Source organism: Pseudomonas sp. ERMR1:02 (assembly GCF_002277815.1).
GTDB lineage: Bacteria > Pseudomonadota > Gammaproteobacteria > Pseudomonadales > Pseudomonadaceae > Aquipseudomonas.
The window spans coordinates 50,070-64,650 of sequence record NZ_NKJI01000028.1; the positions used below are offsets into that span (position 1 = coordinate 50,070).

The window sequence follows — 14,581 nt, forward strand, 5'->3', positions numbered from 1 at the left end:
GCCAGGGCAAATCCGGCGTTTTTATGCCAGAGTGCTGAACTTGATCCCCGCTTTACCCCTCAGATAACAAGACATTGACCCACAAGGAGCATCCTGGCATGCGTCTGAATCGTTTGTTCGCAGTAGTCGCACCCATCGTATTGTTGCTGCCGCTGGCCGCCCACGCCGATTGGCCGAAGGGTGTGCGCGAGAAGTACATGGCGCAGTGCGTTCCTGCGGCCGCACAACAGATCGGTGAGGCCGCGGCCAAAGCCCACTGTGCTTGCGGCGCCGACGCAATAAAAACGTACCCGGCCAAAGACCTTCAGTCGTTGATGGATAACCAGGCCAGCGACGCCCTGAAGCAACAGGCGCTGACTCAAATTTCCAGATGCAAGGCCACTAACCCGGCGAAAAATTAAGCCCGCAAAGCGTTTTGCGCCGGTAAAAAGCACCTGAAAACCGCTTTTTCCGACAAATTATGCAGGTTTTACAGCTTTTTTTATCGTCTTTACTTTCGGCTGAAAGCCTTTTAAAACGGGGCTTTCAGCCAGATCAGGCAACAAAGAATGTGCGACTGTAGGGCAAACAGCACCTGCGGGGGGCTCCCAAAGCGAACATTTCGACTATGATACTCCGGTGTGCCCAGTTGGCCTGAGCAGCACAGTACTACTGAAAATATATGTTTCTTGGAGATACACCATGTCTAATCGCCAAACCGGCACCGTTAAATGGTTCAACGATGAAAAAGGCTTCGGCTTCATCACTCCTCAAGGTGGCGGTGACGACCTGTTCGTACACTTCAAAGCTATCGAAAGCGACGGTTTCAAAAGCCTGAAAGAAGGCCAGACCGTTTCCTTCGTGGCTGAGAAAGGCCAAAAGGGTATGCAAGCTGCTCAAGTTCGCCCAGAGTAATTTCCAGGCGCACTAAAAAAACCCCGTCCATGTGACGGGGTTTTTTATGAGCGACGCAAAAGCCTGAGCAATCAGCCGCAGTTGACGCGAGTGACGACCCGATTGGCATCGGTGTTGAGGTTCAGACGGTCGGAGCGGTACTCCATCGTTACCATGTCGGTAGGCAGGAGGAACCGTGCGTTCTGTGCGCCGGCACGTGTACGCGCCTGCTCCAGCAGTTCGGGCGACGCCTGTTTGCCAATGGTGAATTCCGCCGCTTTGGCCTCGCAACGGCTGTAACCTGTGTCAGTCGTCGTTACAGGGTCTGTTGCCGACTCGTTGGTGGCAGTGCTGCAACCTGACAACATGGCAACGGCTAACAAAGTACCCAATGACGCGAACTTCCAAGGCATGGAGCCTCCTTTTTCGAGAGTTAAGCTGAGATCGTGCGACCGCCATTCCAGCGTTCGGTTTCACGAGGAGAACAGGCGACCTGTCTTTTCGCCGCAGACAAAGGGCAAGTTTGCCTGAGCATCGGCCTGCCCTTCATCCCTCAATCGTGACTGAATATGAACAGCGCTCAATAGACGTCGATATAGTCGAAGGCCGGTTTCGGCCAATTCTGCTTCAGCGCATTGAAGATCTGCATGACCCAGACCTCGTCACTGGCCGCGACCCGTCCGACATACCCGGAACCCTTGGCCCAGGTTTCCAGGCGAAAAAGCAACCCGTCGATCTCGGTGCCGCCCACGACCCCCGATGAAATATAGGCGATGCCGCCCTTGGTCACACGCAATTGCGTGTGTTCATCGTCGCTGGCAGACGCCAACAGCTGGCGCACGGCTTCAAGCGTCAAGCCGTCAGGGGTGTTCAAATCGATCTGCACAGCGCAATCCTTGAAAAGTCATCAAAGACCAAGTGTCGCATAGCACTGCACTCATTTCTAAGTCGGAGTGCCAAAAGCGCCGCAAAATGGTTAACTCCTCGCTCAGACCTCTCCGACTGCACGAGCCTCATCATGACCACCGTAAGCATCGAAGCCGACATCAAAGCCAAGTGGTCAGAGGGTCACAGCTCCTACAGCCCCGGCAGTCCGGAAGAGCTCGCAATCATCGGTATCGATCTTTTGGTCAAGGAACTGGGTACCGAGGCAGCCCAATCCTTCATCGAGCAGATATTCGAGAAATACCCGACAAACCACGGTGCCGGGCATTCGGAACCAGCGTAAAGGCACCTGCGGGTGTGAGGACTACTTCAGGAGAGCCAGACGCTCTGTCAGCAGATCGAAGAAGCCCTGGGCGTCGCCGTTTTCAACCCAGAACGCATTCTTCGGTGCCTTGAGCCCGTCGTTCCAGTCGACGATGGTCTGGCCGAACGTCGGACCTTCGCCACTATCAACTACCACACTCACCTCACGACCGCTGAACAGCTGCGGCTTGAGCAGATAGGCGATAACCGTTGCATCATGCACCGGACCACCCGGGATGCCGTAGTGCTCCATATCGGCCTTGATGTAGTCATTCAGAATATCGACCACCAACTTGCTTGCGTTGTTGTTCAACGCGGCGATTTTCTGCAGGCGCGCGTCGCTGGTGAGGATCTTGTGTGTCACGTCCAACGGAAGGTAGGTCAGTTTCACGCCACTCTTGAGCACCACCTCGGCCGCTTGCGGATCGGCGAACAGGTTGAACTCTGCCAGCGGCGTAATGTTGCCACCGTTGAAGTGCGCACCACCCATCATCACCACTTCCTTGATGCCCTGAACGATTTTCGGCTCTTGGATCAGCGCCAGGGCCAGGTTGGTCTGCGGCCCGAGCATGGCAATGGTGATGCTGTGGGGCTTGGCTGCCATCAGGGTAGCGATCAGATACTCGATCGCACTGCCCTCGGCCAGGCCCCTCTTCGGTTCATAGACAGTGATACCCGACAGCCCTTCCTTGCCATGAATGTCCTCGGCATAGATAGGTTTGCGCATCAGTGGTTTCTTCGCTCCGGCGTAGACCGGCACCTCCTCACGCCCTGCCCACTCGCGAGCCAGCCGCGCATTACGCGACGTCTTGTCCAGGCGCACGTTGCCGGCGACGGTGGTCAATGCGCGGATGTTCAACTCCTGCGGCGATGCCAACGCAAACAACAAGGCAACCACATCGTCGGCACCGGGGTCGGTGTCTATGATCAAGTCGATTTTTTCCGCCGCGTGGGCGCCGGTTGCGGTAATCACGGACAAAAGCAGCAGACTCCGAAGCAGATAAGGCAGTTTCCAGGCATAACGATACATGGCGCACTGCTTGCGCAGGGTAGAAAACAAAAACGAGTCAGAACGTTACTCCGGCAATCAGCACGATATTGCAGTACGGCTGGCATTCGCCGGTCCGGACAATCGCCCGGGCCTGCCGGCTGAGAACCTTGAATTGCTCATGACTGAGCAACTCACGTCGCCCCAGCACACCCTCGGCATTCAGTTCATCCAGAGCAGCCAGTGCCGACGGCTTTTTCTCCAGCATTTCCTGGGCCAGCACATGGCTTTCGACCTGCATTTCGCTGAGCACAACCTTCAGGGTGCTGATGAAATCTGGAATGCCGTGGGTCAGGGCCAGGTCGATCAACTCGACGCCGGGCGGCACCGGCAGCCCCGCATCGCCGATCACCACCTTGTCGCCGTGGCCAAGAGAGGCGATCAGCCGCGACAGTGCAACGTTAAGCAACGGTGTCTTTTTCATGGTGCATTGAACGCCTGTACTTCGGACAAGGTGGGAATCGAGGGTTGCGCGCCGGCCCGAGTGACCGACAACGCAGCGGCGACCTGGCCGAAACGGATCGCTTCAGCTTCGCTTTTACCGTTCGCCAGCGCGGCGGCAAAACCACCAACGAACGTATCGCCCGCCGCCGTGGTGTCGACCGCCTTCACGGTCGGTGCAGGGAAATGCTCGAAGCGTTGGCCATCGGCGAACAGAGAGCCCTGGGCACCGAGAGTGATGATCACCTTGCCGGCGCCCATCTCGATCAAACGGGTCGCGGCGGCTTGTGCAGTTTGCCGAGAGTCCACCGCAAAACCGCTCAGTGCCGACGCTTCGCTTTCGTTGGGAATCAGATAATCGATGTTCGCGTACCAGCCCGGTGGCAATGGACGGCTGGCCGGCGCGGGATTGAGGATCATGGTCTTGCCCAGTTCACGACCACGCTTGAGCGCATGGCCCACCGTGGCATCCGGCACTTCCAGCTGACAAATGATCACATCGGCGGCCTGCAGGACCGAATCGAAGCAGCCGATCAGCGCCGGCGTCAGTGCACCGTTGGCACCGGCAACGATCACGATGGCGTTCTGGCTGTTGTCGCCGACCACAATCAACGCCACGCCACTGGAACCGTCCACGGTGCTAACCGCCTGACAATCGATCTGCTCGACCAGCAAGGCCGCACGAAGCTCTTCGCCATAGGCATCTGCGCCCACACAACCAACCATCGATACCTGCGCGCCCAGTCGCGCGGCGGCCACTGCCTGATTCGCACCCTTGCCACCGGATACCGTGGCAAACGAATGACCGATCAACGTTTCACCGCCCTGAGGCAGTCGTGGCGCCCGGGTCACCAGGTCCATGTTCAGGCTGCCTATCACCACTACTTTTGCTGGCATTCATTGCTACTCATTTGTTCGGTTTTAGCGGGAGCTTTTTGTTTAACGGCTTTTCTTTTAACGGCTTTTCTTTTAACGGAATTGGGCAAACACACCCGCCAGCGGCGCAGTCGATTCGCGCATGACGATACTAGGCGTCACGATCCGTTGCTTAGTGACCAGCTCCGGCGTGGCAATCCTTTGCAGCAGCACTTCGGCTGCCATCTCGCCAAGCTGCAGGATCGACTGCCCCACGGTCGTGAGCGCTGGATAGACATAGCGGCTCATCTGGATATCGTCGAAGCCAATCACCGACAGCTCCGTCGGTACGCGAATGTTGCGCTCGGCAGCGGCCCGCAGCACGCCGATGCCGATCATGTCGTTGGCGGCGAAGATGGCGCTGGGCGGGTTGCGCTCCAGCAGGATCGCCGCAGCGTTGTAACCGCCGGTGCTGGTGAAGTCGCTTTCCAGCATGCGCTCGCCTGGCACCTCGATACCCGCGTCTTTCAGCGCCCGACAAAAACCGGCCAGACGCATCTGCGCCACGCTGGTGGTCGCCGGCCCGCTGATGGTGGCGATGTCCCGATGCCCCAATTCCAGCAAGTGCCGGGTCGCCAGGTAGGCGCCATATTCATGATCGATGCGCACCAGATCCGCATCGACACCTTCCAGCCCGCGGTCGACAATCACCATCGGCGTGCGCACGCCCGACAAGCCCTGCGCCAACCCGCTGTCACCGCCCGCCGATGCGACGATCAGCCCGTCGATGCGTTTTTCCAGCAGCACGCGCAGGTAGCTGCGTTGCTTGTCCGGGTTATCGTCGGAGTTACAGAGGATCACGCAATAGCCATTGCGCTCGCAGTAATCCTCAATCCCGCGGGCCAATTCGGCGAAGTACGGGTTGAGGCTGTTGGGTACCAGCAATCCGATGGTCGCCGTGGTTTTGGCTTTGAGGGACCGCGCCACGGCGCTGGGGACGTAGTCCAGGGTTTTGATCGCCGCCTCGACCTTGACCCGTACTTTTTCGCTGACCGGCCGGGTCTTGTTCACCACATGGGAAACCGTGGTGTAGGAAATCCCCGCGAGCGCTGCCACATCTTTGATAGTTGCCATGATTCAAGTCCGCCGGCTTGCGCGTTGACTGCGGTAGGTATCAAGCACCACTGCGACCACGATCACCGCGCCGGTGATGATGCGCTTGGTGGGTTCGGTTGCGCCGATCTGCGCCAGACCGGCCGCCAATACGGAAATGATCAACACGCCGAAGAACGTGCTGATCACCGAGCCACGCCCACCCATCAGGCTTGTGCCACCGATCACCACCGCGGCAATCACTTGCAGTTCCAGACCGGAGCCGGCGTTCGGGTCCGCCGCTTCCAGGCGCGAAATCTGAAACAGCGCGGCGATCCCGGCCAGCAAGCCCATCAGGCTGAACACCAGGATTTTGTAGGGCTTGGGATTGATCCCGGCCAGCCGTACCGCCTCTTCGTTGGTGCCAATGCCGATCAGGTAGCGACCGAACACGGTGCGGGTCAACACAGCCTGGGCGACGAAGATGATGAGCAAGGCAATGATAAACGACGGCGAAATCCCGAAGGCGATCGGGTTGGATAACCAGGCGAAGGCATCGCCGATGTACGCCGTACGCGAACCGGTCATCTGATATGCCACGCCGCGGGCCATTTCCAGCACGCCGAGGGACACGATGAACGATGGAATACGCCACGCCACGGTGATCGAACCGGTGATGGTCCCGGCCAGTGCCGCCGCCGCCATGCCAAGCAACGCCGCGGGCAGGACACTCCAACCCCAGCCGAGAATCGCCACGCTGACCGTCGACGCAGCGAGCGCCAGTACCGAGCCCACCGACAGGTCGATGCCGCCGATGATCAACACGAACGTCATACCGACCGCCAGCACCATAAGGTCCGGAATCTGGTTGGCCAGCGTACTGAAGGTGTCGTAAGACAGAAAATGGCTGCTCAGGATCGAGAACAGCACAACCATCGCCAGCAATGCACCGGCCAGGCCCAGATAGGTGCCGAGGCCATAAAAGTTGCCGCTGCGTTTGCCGGCTAAAGATGCGGTATTCATGGAAGATCCCTAGGCGCTGCTTCGTTGAGCAGCGCATCACGTTTTTGGTAGCCGGCAAATGCGGCGGCAAGCAAATCATCCTGGGTCCAGTTGTCCCGCTCGAAGGTGTCGATCAGACGCCCCGCCGACAACACACCGATCCGATCGCAGATCAGCATCAATTCGCGCAGGTCGCTGGACACCACCACCAGTGCTTTGCCCTGACGGGTCAACTCACCGAGCAGCGCATAAATGTCGAACTTGGCGCCGACATCGATACCCCGGGTCGGCTCATCGAACAGCAGCACCGAGCAATCTCGCTCCAGCCAACGGCCGATCACCACTTTCTGCTGGTTTCCGCCGGACAGTTCGGACACCAATTGCGCCGGGCCGGAACTGCGGATGCGCATGGCATCGATCTGACGTTGGGCCAGAGCAGCCTCGTGGCCATGATTGACGAACCCTGCGCTGGAAATGTCGGGCATGTTGCCCAGCGCGATATTGGCGCTGATCGACTGCGTCAATAGCAGGCCTTCACCTTTGCGGTCTTCAGTAATCAGGGCGATGCCGTGCCCGACCGCATCCACTGGAGAACGGATGCTCACGACCTGCGCCGGCGTACCCAGCGCTACCGAGCCACTGTCTGCGGTATCGGCACCGAAGATCAGGCGCAGCAATTCAGTTCGCCCTGCCCCGATCAGGCCGGAAATGCCGAAGATTTCGCCGGCACGCACTTCGAAGGACACATCACGAACCTTGTCGGCGCGGGTCAAACCCTTGACCGTCAACGCCGGAGCGCCGATGTTGCGCGCACCCATGTCGATGTGTTCGCCAAGCTCACGACCGACCATCAACGTGACCAGTTGCTCGCTGTTGTAATTGGCCATCGGCTCGACGCACACCAGATTGCCGTCGCGCAGTACCGCAATGCGCTGGGCGACCCTGGCCAGCTCTTCGAGGCGATGGGAGATATAGATGATTGACACGCCGCGCGCCTGCAGACGGGTGATCTGTTCGAACAACATTTCGACTTCGCGTGCCGTGAGCATCGCGGTCGGCTCGTCGAGGATCAGCACGTGGCAATCGCCGATCAGGTTGCGGGCGATCTCGACCATTTGCTGGTGACCGATGCCGAGTTCACCGACCAGGGTGTCCGGATCGATCGCGTCGAGTCCGACCTGGGCCATGGCTTCGATTGCCGCCTTGCGCAATTGCTTGCGACTGATCCAACCGCCTTTGCTGGGTAGGTTATCGAGAAACAGGTTTTCCGCCACCGACAGCGTCGGCAACAGATTGAGTTCCTGCATGACCATGCGGATGCCCAAGGCTTCAGCCTGGGTGCGGCTCTCTGGGCGAAAATCCTGCCCCTGAAATTGCATCTGACCAGTGGTCGGCGTGACCAGACCGCCAATGATTTTCGACAGCGTGCTTTTGCCTGCGCCGTTCTCGCCGGTCAGCGCCAGCACTTCACCGCGCACGAGCGTCAGGTCGATGCCAGTAAGGACCGGTTGGGCGTAGGTCTTGCCGATTCCACTGACCGAGAGGACAGCGTTCGGGGCGTGAACGGACATAAAAACTCTCCATGCGCTCGCCCGGACAGGCGAGCACCGTTGTGTCGCCAGAGGATTACTGGGTAACCAGCTCTACCGGCGTCTCGATCACGCCGTTAGCGCTGTCGACTTTCTCGCCCTTGATGATTTTCAGCGCGGTCTCGATACCGAACACTGCTTGCCTGGCGGCAAACTGGTCGGCGGTGGCCAGCACACGGCCATCCTTGAGCATCGGCTTGATGGCGTTGATGTTGTCGTAACCGACCACTTGCACCTTGCCGGCCTTGCCTGCGGCGCGCACTGCCGACACTACACCGACTGCCATGCTGTCGTTACCGGCCAGCAGGGCCTTGATCTGCGGGTATTCGCTGAGCATGGCGGAGGCAACCTGGTTGCCTTTGTTGATCTCCCAGTCACCGGACTGAACGGACACCACCTTGATCTGCGCAGCTTCCATTGCATCCTTGAAACCTGCGGTGCGGGCCTGGGCGTTGGTGGTGGTGGAGACCCCTTCGATGATGCCGACTTCGTCACCGGCCTTGAGCTGCCTGGCCAGGTAATCACCCACCAGGCGTGCGCCTTTGCGGTTGTCCGGACCTACAAACGGAACGCTGATGTTTTTGCTTTTGACCACCGCCGGGTCAAGCTGATTGTCGATGTTGATCACGGTGATACCGGCATCCATCGCTTTCTTGATCACCGGCACCATGGCCTTGGAATCAGCGGGTGCGATGACCAATGCATCGACTTTGGATACGATCATCTGCTCGACAATACGGATCTGGTTGGCCGTGTCCGTTTCGTCCTTGATGCCGTTGGAAATCAGCTCGAACTCGCCGGAGTGGTCTTTCTGGTAAGCCTTGGCGCCGTCCTCCATGGTCAGGAAGAATTCGTTGGCCAGGGATTTCATGACCAGCGCGACTTTGGGTTTTTCCGGGGACTCGGCGAAAGCCGAAGAGAGAGGCAGCGCGGCGGATGCGGCAACCAGCATAGCGACAGCAAGAAGACGTCCAGCGAATGGCAGCTTCATGGTTCACTCCGATCTTATGATTATTGTGAGCAACGCTTGCGCCGGATTGAGCTGTGTGGCGTTCGTCGATGGATTTAGCCACCGAGAGCACTGCGCAAACGTTTGCGTAGAACGAACTATGCGAATCTTGTCAAAATTTGTCAACGACCGGAAAACGCTCTTCGCGGGGCGACGGATAGAAAAAGCAGACGGTTTTTATCATGCCGTCGTACTGATCACGCTTCCCGTGCCGGAGACCTTGGTCAACTCCTTTACCAAGGCGGCGGCCACTTGCGACAGGGCGGCCGAGGTATCGGCAATCTGGCTCTGGATCGCCATCACTGCCGTCGACTTGGCTTGCGGCGTTGGAAACTCCGCTGCTTGCGTGGCCGCCAGTTGCTGCTGCTGTTCGCGCAGTTGCTGTTGCAGTTCCTGCATGCGTTTGAGCAACGTCTTCACCGCAATGCTTTGACTGCCGGCGCTTTCAGTTTCAGAACCGCGAACGTCGCCGAGGCTGACTGCCTTTTTCTCGCCTTCCTCCAGACCCGGCGGCTGCTGCGCGGTGTCAGACGTCGCTTCATTCAAGGCCTCGACGGACGCCGGCGATTTACCGCCGATGTTGATCACGGACGCACTTGGAAAACCGACAGTCAATGACATGTGAACTCCCTGATTTAAAGATTCCTCAGGAGAGAGATCGACCTGCACATGGGTTTCTTTAACCCTGATTCACCATCCAGCTTTCGGTGAACCGAACGCAAATAGGAGAGATAGTCGGAAACCCGGACAGCTCAGGGCCACGCCATAGTGCACAGCACGTTTAAATGTTTAAACAAATCAACAAGTTAAACGTTTTTTCTCCACGCAAAACATGACTGGTACAGATCCTGCTCTTCTCTAGTGCCCCAAACGCTCGGATTCGTTTGGGGCGCATCTGATGAACCTGCATCAGCACCGTCACTACAAGAGAGAAAAAAATGACATCTGCTTTGAAGACTTTTGTTCCGGGCGCCTTGGCCCTCCTGCTGCTCCTGCCTGCTGCCCTTCAGGCAAAAGAAGTCGAAACCCAACAGAAACTGGCGAACGTGGTGATCCTGGCCACCGGCGGCACTATTGCCGGCGCGGGTGCCAGCGCCGCCAACAGCGCGACCTATCAAGCGGCGAAAGTCGGTATCGACAGATTGATCGCCGGTGTTCCGGAGCTCACCCAATTGGCCAATGTTCGCGGCGAACAGGTCATGCAGATCGCGTCCGAGAGCATTACCAACGACAACCTGTTGCAACTGGGTCGCCGCGTGGCCGAACTGGCCGACAGCGACGACGTCGACGGCATCGTCATCACCCATGGCACCGACACCCTGGAAGAAACCGCCTACTTCCTGAACCTGGTGGAAAAAACCGACAAGCCGATCATCGTAGTCGGCTCCATGCGCCCGGGCACCGCAATGTCGGCCGACGGCATGCTGAACCTGTATAACGCCGTGGCCGTGGCCAGCAGCAAAGAGGCGCGTGGCAAAGGCGTGCTGGTGACCATGAATGACGAGATCCAGTCGGGTCGCGATGTCAGCAAAATGATCAACATCAAGACCGAGGCCTTCAAAAGTGCCTGGGGCCCGCTCGGGATGGTGGTTGAAGGCAAATCCTACTGGTTCCGCCTGCCAGCCAAGCGCCACACCATGGATTCTGAGTTCGACATCAAGAACATCAAGAGCCTGCCTGATGTGGAAATCGCCTACTCCTACGGCAACGTCAGCGACACTGCTTACAAGGCATTGGCTCAGTCGGGCGCCAAAGCCATCATCCACGCAGGCACCGGCAACGGCTCGGTGGCTTCGCGGGTTGTTCCAAGCCTGCAAGCCCTGCGTAAGGACGGCGTGCAGATCATTCGCTCTTCCCATGTCAACGCCGGCGGCTTCGTACTGCGTAACGCCGAACAGCCTGACGACAAGTACGACTGGGTCGTGGCACACGACCTGAACCCGCAAAAAGCCCGCATCCTGGCCATGGTCGCGCTGACCAAGACCAACGACAGCAAAGAGCTGCAACGGATGTTCTGGGAATACTGATTCGCCCTCGCCCGAGCGATTCCGCTCGGGCACCGCTTTACCACTCGCCAGCCTTGGCGAGTGGCTCCCACTCTCCCGCCTGACAAAAATCACCCTCGTCCCACACCAAATGGAAAAGTCGCTGTCAGAGGATTTTCTTGAATTTTAAGCAGTTGCGAAAATGCCTACAGTTAAATACTGTATGCACGTACAGCTTAATAAGGATAATTCCGTGGACACCACCTCCGCCTCACCTGACTCCTATGTCCGCATGGGCCTGCGCGTTCAAAAATCATCAACTCCCCCACCGCCCAAAAAGCCAGGGCAGCACTGATTTTCCGTCTCCCGGATGAGTCCGTGGATGAATGGGAGCGCTTGCTCGAAGAAATCGATGAAACGACAACGTCACCCTCGCCTATCGCGACGATGGCGGTGTACAGATTTTCTGGGTTGTGCCGAAGGAAGACTGATTCAATGAGTGTCCGCTGTTTTGCATTGCTGTTTCTGTTGTTCGCCATGGGCGCTCAGGCCGACGCGCCGCGCACCTTCGATGAAGCCAAGAAAGTTGCCTGGAAACTGTACGCACCACAATCCACCGAGTTTTATTGCGGCTGCAAATACACCGGCAACCGGGTGAACCTCGCTGCATGCGGATATGTGCCGCGTAAAAATGCCAAGCGCGCTGCCCGCATTGAATGGGAGCACATTGTTCCGGCCTGGCAAATTGGCCATCAGCGACAGTGCTGGCAAGAAGGCGGGCGCAAGAACTGCACGCGCTACGATCCTGTCTACCAGAAGGCCGAAGCCGATCTGCATAACCTGGTACCGAGCATCGGTGAGGTGAACGGTGATCGCGGCAACTTCAGTTTCGGCTTGCTGCCGGAGCAATCGGGTCAATATGGCTCCTGCCTGACTCAAGTCGATTTCAAGGCAAAGAAGGTCATGCCGCGCCCGTCCATTCGCGGCATGATCGCCCGGACTTACTTCTACATGAGCAAGCAATATGGTTTGCGCTTGTCGAAACAGGATCGGCAATTGTATGAAGCCTGGGACAAAACTTATCCGGTTCAGGCCTGGGAACGTCAACGCAACCAGAGCGTGGCGTGCGTCATGGGGCGCGGCAACGAGTTTGTCGGTCCAGTGGACATGAAACCTGCGGCTGATCGTACGCTAAAAACAAAAAAGGCCTCGGGTTCATCCCCGAGGCCTTTGTGTTTCTAACCACTGACCGGCCGCTCCAGCACCAGCAGCTCGATATTCTGCTTCTTCGCCTTGGTGATGGCTGCACCCACCTCCGCCTGCTTGGCCTCGGCTTCGGCTTTTGAATTGAACGGCCCCATCAGCACCCGGACCTTGCCGTTTTCCCGGACGACATTGGACATGAAGTTGTGTTCAATCAACCAGCCGCTGAGGTCACTGACTGCCTGTGGCGTTTCACCCCGCACTTCCAGATCCCATTGCGGCGCCGATGCCTGCGCGGGTACGGCTACCGTTGCCGGCGCAGGCTTTGGCGCATTAATACGCTTGCCTTCACCGCATCCCGCCAGCGCTAGTACCGCCATTACCAAGACCATTTTGCGCACAGCTTTACCTCTGAAGGCTTAAAGTGCGGATTTTAACACTCATGAATAGTTCCAGAGTGCCGCAAAATGGGCGCAAAACTACGAGAATGATGGGTGCGGCCTCTGTATAGTTACGCCTTGGGAATTAATGCTGCATCTGCGCGTCAGAAAGAGGCACCCAAACCGTGAGACTTCGCACTAATCTATACATACCACCGACCTCTGCACTGTCCGAATCAGGTGCCCCACAAAGCAATCAAGGAGAAGACCATGCTGATACTCACCCGCAAAGTCGGTGAAAGCATAAATATTGGTGACGACATTACGATCACCATCCTCGGCGTAAGCGGCCAGCAAGTCAGGATCGGCATCAACGCTCCGAAAGACGTTGCGGTGCATCGCGAAGAAATTTATCAGCGCATTCAAGCTGGCCTGACCGCCCCGGCCAAACCGCAAACACCTGAATCCTGATGTAGTCAGTAGCCAGCCCGTTCGCTGCGCAACGACGGCTGGCTAAAGATTCATGTGCGGTAACGCCCTCGCTTCACTCGCTCGCCCCATTCTCGGCAATCCATGACACTTCTCTACGCTTGAGAAGTGCCTGATCACATTCGACTAACCAAACGTAACACCCCGCGCCATCCCAGTGGCTGCAACGACCATCAGCAACACCAGCAACGCTTCGACATGACTGATCCGCGCAAACAACGTCGCGCGCCTGGTATCAATTGCCGCGCCACGTGATACCCGCCATTTGATCAAGGTCACCATTGGCGCCACTTCAAGCAGCAGGATAAGGACGAAAAGCGTCATCTTGAGGTGGAACAACGGCTGATGCAGGTAGTAATCCGTACCTTTTTCGTAGCCGCCAAAGGCTCGCATCCCACCGGTAACCAGCAGAATGAGCGCAGAAATCCCCCAAAGGTTGTCCGAGATCAACACGCTGCGAGTCTCCCCCGCGCCGACTGCCAAACGCCGAAAATTCGTACCGCGAACCAGTACCGCCCAGAACCCCAGCGCAAACGCCAATAGGTGAACCGCCGCAAGAAACCAGTGAGTCAGCATCAAGAAACTCCTGTCAGGACGAACTTGGAACAACCTGTCAGTAGTAGCGCATGAATCAACGGCCCGCCCCCCCCCCCCAACTCTTCACTGTTTGCTGTGTTCCGCTCAACCGATCCATCCCGGAGGCGGCGAAAAACATGGCGTTACAGCAGTCGACTAGACTCCAACACGCCAGTGCTACATGTTCTAGGAAGCACTGTCCAACCGCACTTATTCCAATCAAATTGACCTGAGTACACAAATCATGTGTGAATCATGTGATTCAAAATCTGCTTCAAACACCAATGAGCGCCGTCGTTTTCTTCGACTTGCCGGGTTAGGAGCCGGTGCCCTGCTACTTGCCGGTGCACTACCCAGTCGAATCATTCAGGCAGCAGAAAAGACCTCCGCCCCCCAAAACCAAAAAACGTGATCGGCCCGGACGAGGCCCTGAAAAGGCTGATGAAAGGAAATCAACGATATGTCAGCGGCAACTCCAAGACGCACGACTTCAAGAGCGAACGTGAAGCATTGGTCTCAGGCCAGAACCCGTTCGTGGCGGTACTGAGTTGCTCCGACTCTCGCATCGCCCCGAGTACGCTTTCGATACCGCACGGGGCGATCTTTTCGCCGTACGCGTCGCTGGCAACTTCGTCACAGACGAAGGACTGGCAAGTCTTGAATACGGTGTTGCCGTGCTGGGTGCACCGCTCATTCTTGTATTGGGGCATGAGAGCTGCGGCGCCATCGAAGCCGGCATTAAGCCGTAAAAGATCACACGGTGTTCCCTGGGCAAATCCCGAAACTGACTG

Annotated in this window: 18 protein-coding genes and 2 pseudogenes; 8 read left to right on the forward strand and 12 right to left on the reverse strand. The window is 57.7% G+C overall.

The annotated features are described in order from the left end of the window. The first annotated feature begins 98 nt into the window (after window positions 1–98). Both CES87_RS29750 and CES87_RS29755 read left to right on the forward strand, forming a co-directional pair. The gene (locus CES87_RS29750) at window positions 99–401 is read left to right on the forward strand and encodes a hypothetical protein (RefSeq protein ID WP_128608916.1); all 303 of its coding nucleotides are present in this window, start codon (window positions 99–101) and stop codon (window positions 399–401) included. 280 nt (window positions 402–681) lie between these two features. Beyond that, on the forward strand, window positions 682–894 hold the full coding sequence (locus CES87_RS29755) for a cold-shock protein (protein ID WP_003179963.1): 213 nt from the start codon (window positions 682–684) through the stop codon (window positions 892–894). A 71-nt stretch (window positions 895–965) separates the two neighbouring features. On the opposite strand, the gene CES87_RS29760 is transcribed toward CES87_RS29755, so the two are convergent. Continuing rightward, window positions 966–1,286 (reverse strand): I78 family peptidase inhibitor, encoded by a 321-nt coding sequence (locus CES87_RS29760; protein ID WP_128608917.1) that lies wholly within the window; start codon window positions 1,284–1,286, stop codon window positions 966–968. 167 nt (window positions 1,287–1,453) lie between these two features. Continuing rightward, on the reverse strand, window positions 1,454–1,759 hold the full coding sequence (locus CES87_RS29765) for a hypothetical protein (RefSeq protein WP_128608918.1): 306 nt from the start codon (window positions 1,757–1,759) through the stop codon (window positions 1,454–1,456). Between the two features lie 132 nt (window positions 1,760–1,891). On the opposite strand from CES87_RS29765, the gene CES87_RS29770 reads away from it, so the two are divergent. Beyond that, a complete protein-coding gene (locus tag CES87_RS29770; RefSeq protein WP_128608919.1) occupies window positions 1,892–2,101 on the forward strand; it encodes a hypothetical protein in 210 nt (69 codons plus the stop codon). 21 nt (window positions 2,102–2,122) lie between these two features. Here the strand turns inward: CES87_RS29770 and CES87_RS29775 are convergent, their stop codons facing one another. From CES87_RS29775 to CES87_RS29810, 8 genes are all read right to left on the reverse strand, one after another. Continuing rightward, window positions 2,123–3,151 carry a nucleoside hydrolase gene (locus tag CES87_RS29775; RefSeq protein WP_128608920.1) on the reverse strand — a complete coding sequence of 343 codons (1,029 nt, stop codon included), beginning with the start codon at window positions 3,149–3,151 and terminating at the stop codon, window positions 2,123–2,125. A 37-nt stretch (window positions 3,152–3,188) separates the two neighbouring features. Continuing rightward, window positions 3,189–3,593, reverse strand: a complete 405-nt coding sequence (gene rbsD / locus CES87_RS29780) for a D-ribose pyranase (RefSeq protein ID WP_128608921.1) — start codon at window positions 3,591–3,593, stop codon at window positions 3,189–3,191. After that, window positions 3,590–4,507 carry a ribokinase gene (rbsK, locus tag CES87_RS29785; protein WP_128608922.1) on the reverse strand — a complete coding sequence of 306 codons (918 nt, stop codon included), beginning with the start codon at window positions 4,505–4,507 and terminating at the stop codon, window positions 3,590–3,592. Before rbsK ends, rbsD begins: the two co-directional genes overlap by 4 nt. Before the next feature lie 72 nt (window positions 4,508–4,579). Then, entirely contained in the window at window positions 4,580–5,599 is a 1,020-nt protein-coding gene (locus tag CES87_RS29790) for a LacI family DNA-binding transcriptional regulator (protein ID WP_128608923.1), read from the reverse strand. Window positions 5,600–5,602: 3 nt separating this feature from the next. Beyond that, window positions 5,603–6,580: an ABC transporter permease gene (locus CES87_RS29795; RefSeq protein ID WP_128608924.1), complete on the reverse strand. Its 978-nt coding sequence runs from the start codon at window positions 6,578–6,580 to the stop codon at window positions 5,603–5,605. Then, window positions 6,577–8,130 carry a sugar ABC transporter ATP-binding protein gene (locus tag CES87_RS29800; RefSeq protein WP_128608925.1) on the reverse strand — a complete coding sequence of 518 codons (1,554 nt, stop codon included), beginning with the start codon at window positions 8,128–8,130 and terminating at the stop codon, window positions 6,577–6,579. The genes CES87_RS29795 and CES87_RS29800 overlap by 4 nt, the downstream gene beginning before the upstream one ends. A gap of 55 nt (window positions 8,131–8,185) precedes the next feature. Further along, on the reverse strand, window positions 8,186–9,139 hold the full coding sequence (locus CES87_RS29805; RefSeq protein WP_128608926.1) for a sugar ABC transporter substrate-binding protein: 954 nt from the start codon (window positions 9,137–9,139) through the stop codon (window positions 8,186–8,188). Window positions 9,140–9,337: 198 nt separating this feature from the next. Then, window positions 9,338–9,778: a hypothetical protein gene (locus CES87_RS29810; protein WP_128608927.1), complete on the reverse strand. Its 441-nt coding sequence runs from the start codon at window positions 9,776–9,778 to the stop codon at window positions 9,338–9,340. A 317-nt stretch (window positions 9,779–10,095) separates the two neighbouring features. Between CES87_RS29810 and CES87_RS29815 the strand changes: the two genes are divergently transcribed. The 3 genes and pseudogenes from CES87_RS29815 to CES87_RS29825 all read left to right on the forward strand — a co-directional run bounded on the left by CES87_RS29815 (window position 10,096) and on the right by CES87_RS29825 (window position 12,384). Further along, the gene (locus tag CES87_RS29815) at window positions 10,096–11,184 is read left to right on the forward strand and encodes an asparaginase (protein ID WP_128608928.1); all 1,089 of its coding nucleotides are present in this window, start codon (window positions 10,096–10,098) and stop codon (window positions 11,182–11,184) included. 181 nt (window positions 11,185–11,365) lie between these two features. After that, window positions 11,366–11,633, forward strand: a pseudogene (locus tag CES87_RS29820) (DUF1654 domain-containing protein). A 4-nt stretch (window positions 11,634–11,637) separates the two neighbouring features. Further along, window positions 11,638–12,384, forward strand: coding sequence for an endonuclease (locus CES87_RS29825; protein WP_128608929.1), 747 nt, complete (start codon window positions 11,638–11,640; stop codon window positions 12,382–12,384). On the opposite strand, the gene CES87_RS29830 is transcribed toward CES87_RS29825, so the two are convergent. Beyond that, complete coding sequence (locus tag CES87_RS29830; protein WP_128608930.1) at window positions 12,381–12,746, reverse strand: SPOR domain-containing protein; 366 nt, start codon at window positions 12,744–12,746, stop codon at window positions 12,381–12,383. The genes CES87_RS29825 and CES87_RS29830 overlap by 4 nt on opposite strands. Before the next feature lie 249 nt (window positions 12,747–12,995). Between CES87_RS29830 and csrA the strand changes: the two genes are divergently transcribed. After that, the gene (csrA, locus tag CES87_RS29835) at window positions 12,996–13,196 is read left to right on the forward strand and encodes a carbon storage regulator CsrA (RefSeq protein ID WP_128608931.1); all 201 of its coding nucleotides are present in this window, start codon (window positions 12,996–12,998) and stop codon (window positions 13,194–13,196) included. 144 nt (window positions 13,197–13,340) lie between these two features. On the opposite strand, the gene CES87_RS29840 is transcribed toward csrA, so the two are convergent. Continuing rightward, a complete protein-coding gene (locus CES87_RS29840; protein WP_128608932.1) occupies window positions 13,341–13,790 on the reverse strand; it encodes a DUF2214 family protein in 450 nt (149 codons plus the stop codon). A 244-nt stretch (window positions 13,791–14,034) separates the two neighbouring features. Here CES87_RS29840 and CES87_RS29845 point away from each other — a divergent pair. Next, window positions 14,035–14,581 (forward strand): annotated as a pseudogene (locus CES87_RS29845) (carbonic anhydrase); the annotation flags it as partial.

What these genes read in the sequence shown, in the direction of transcription:
- CES87_RS29775 (WP_128608920.1), bottom strand. Translation starts at nt 3,151, where the DNA reads ATGTATCGTTATGCCTGGAAACTGCCTTATCTGCTTCGGAGTCTGCTG.
- CES87_RS29805 (WP_128608926.1), bottom strand. Translation starts at nt 9,139, where the DNA reads ATGAAGCTGCCATTCGCTGGACGTCTTCTTGCTGTCGCTATGCTGGTT.
- rbsD (WP_128608921.1), bottom strand. Translation starts at nt 3,593, where the DNA reads ATGAAAAAGACACCGTTGCTTAACGTTGCACTGTCGCGGCTGATCGCC.
- CES87_RS29770 (WP_128608919.1), top strand. Translation starts at nt 1,892, where the DNA reads ATGACCACCGTAAGCATCGAAGCCGACATCAAAGCCAAGTGGTCAGAG.
- CES87_RS29795 (WP_128608924.1), bottom strand. Translation starts at nt 6,580, where the DNA reads ATGAATACCGCATCTTTAGCCGGCAAACGCAGCGGCAACTTTTATGGC.
- CES87_RS29810 (WP_128608927.1), bottom strand. Translation starts at nt 9,778, where the DNA reads ATGTCATTGACTGTCGGTTTTCCAAGTGCGTCCGTGATCAACATCGGC.
- CES87_RS29755 (WP_003179963.1), top strand. Translation starts at nt 682, where the DNA reads ATGTCTAATCGCCAAACCGGCACCGTTAAATGGTTCAACGATGAAAAA.
- rbsK (WP_128608922.1), bottom strand. Translation starts at nt 4,507, where the DNA reads ATGCCAGCAAAAGTAGTGGTGATAGGCAGCCTGAACATGGACCTGGTG.
- CES87_RS29800 (WP_128608925.1), bottom strand. Translation starts at nt 8,130, where the DNA reads ATGTCCGTTCACGCCCCGAACGCTGTCCTCTCGGTCAGTGGAATCGGC.
- CES87_RS29750 (WP_128608916.1), top strand. Translation starts at nt 99, where the DNA reads ATGCGTCTGAATCGTTTGTTCGCAGTAGTCGCACCCATCGTATTGTTG.
- CES87_RS29790 (WP_128608923.1), bottom strand. Translation starts at nt 5,599, where the DNA reads ATGGCAACTATCAAAGATGTGGCAGCGCTCGCGGGGATTTCCTACACC.
- CES87_RS29760 (WP_128608917.1), bottom strand. Translation starts at nt 1,286, where the DNA reads ATGCCTTGGAAGTTCGCGTCATTGGGTACTTTGTTAGCCGTTGCCATG.
- csrA (WP_128608931.1), top strand. Translation starts at nt 12,996, where the DNA reads ATGCTGATACTCACCCGCAAAGTCGGTGAAAGCATAAATATTGGTGAC.
- CES87_RS29815 (WP_128608928.1), top strand. Translation starts at nt 10,096, where the DNA reads ATGACATCTGCTTTGAAGACTTTTGTTCCGGGCGCCTTGGCCCTCCTG.
- CES87_RS29840 (WP_128608932.1), bottom strand. Translation starts at nt 13,790, where the DNA reads ATGCTGACTCACTGGTTTCTTGCGGCGGTTCACCTATTGGCGTTTGCG.
- CES87_RS29825 (WP_128608929.1), top strand. Translation starts at nt 11,638, where the DNA reads ATGAGTGTCCGCTGTTTTGCATTGCTGTTTCTGTTGTTCGCCATGGGC.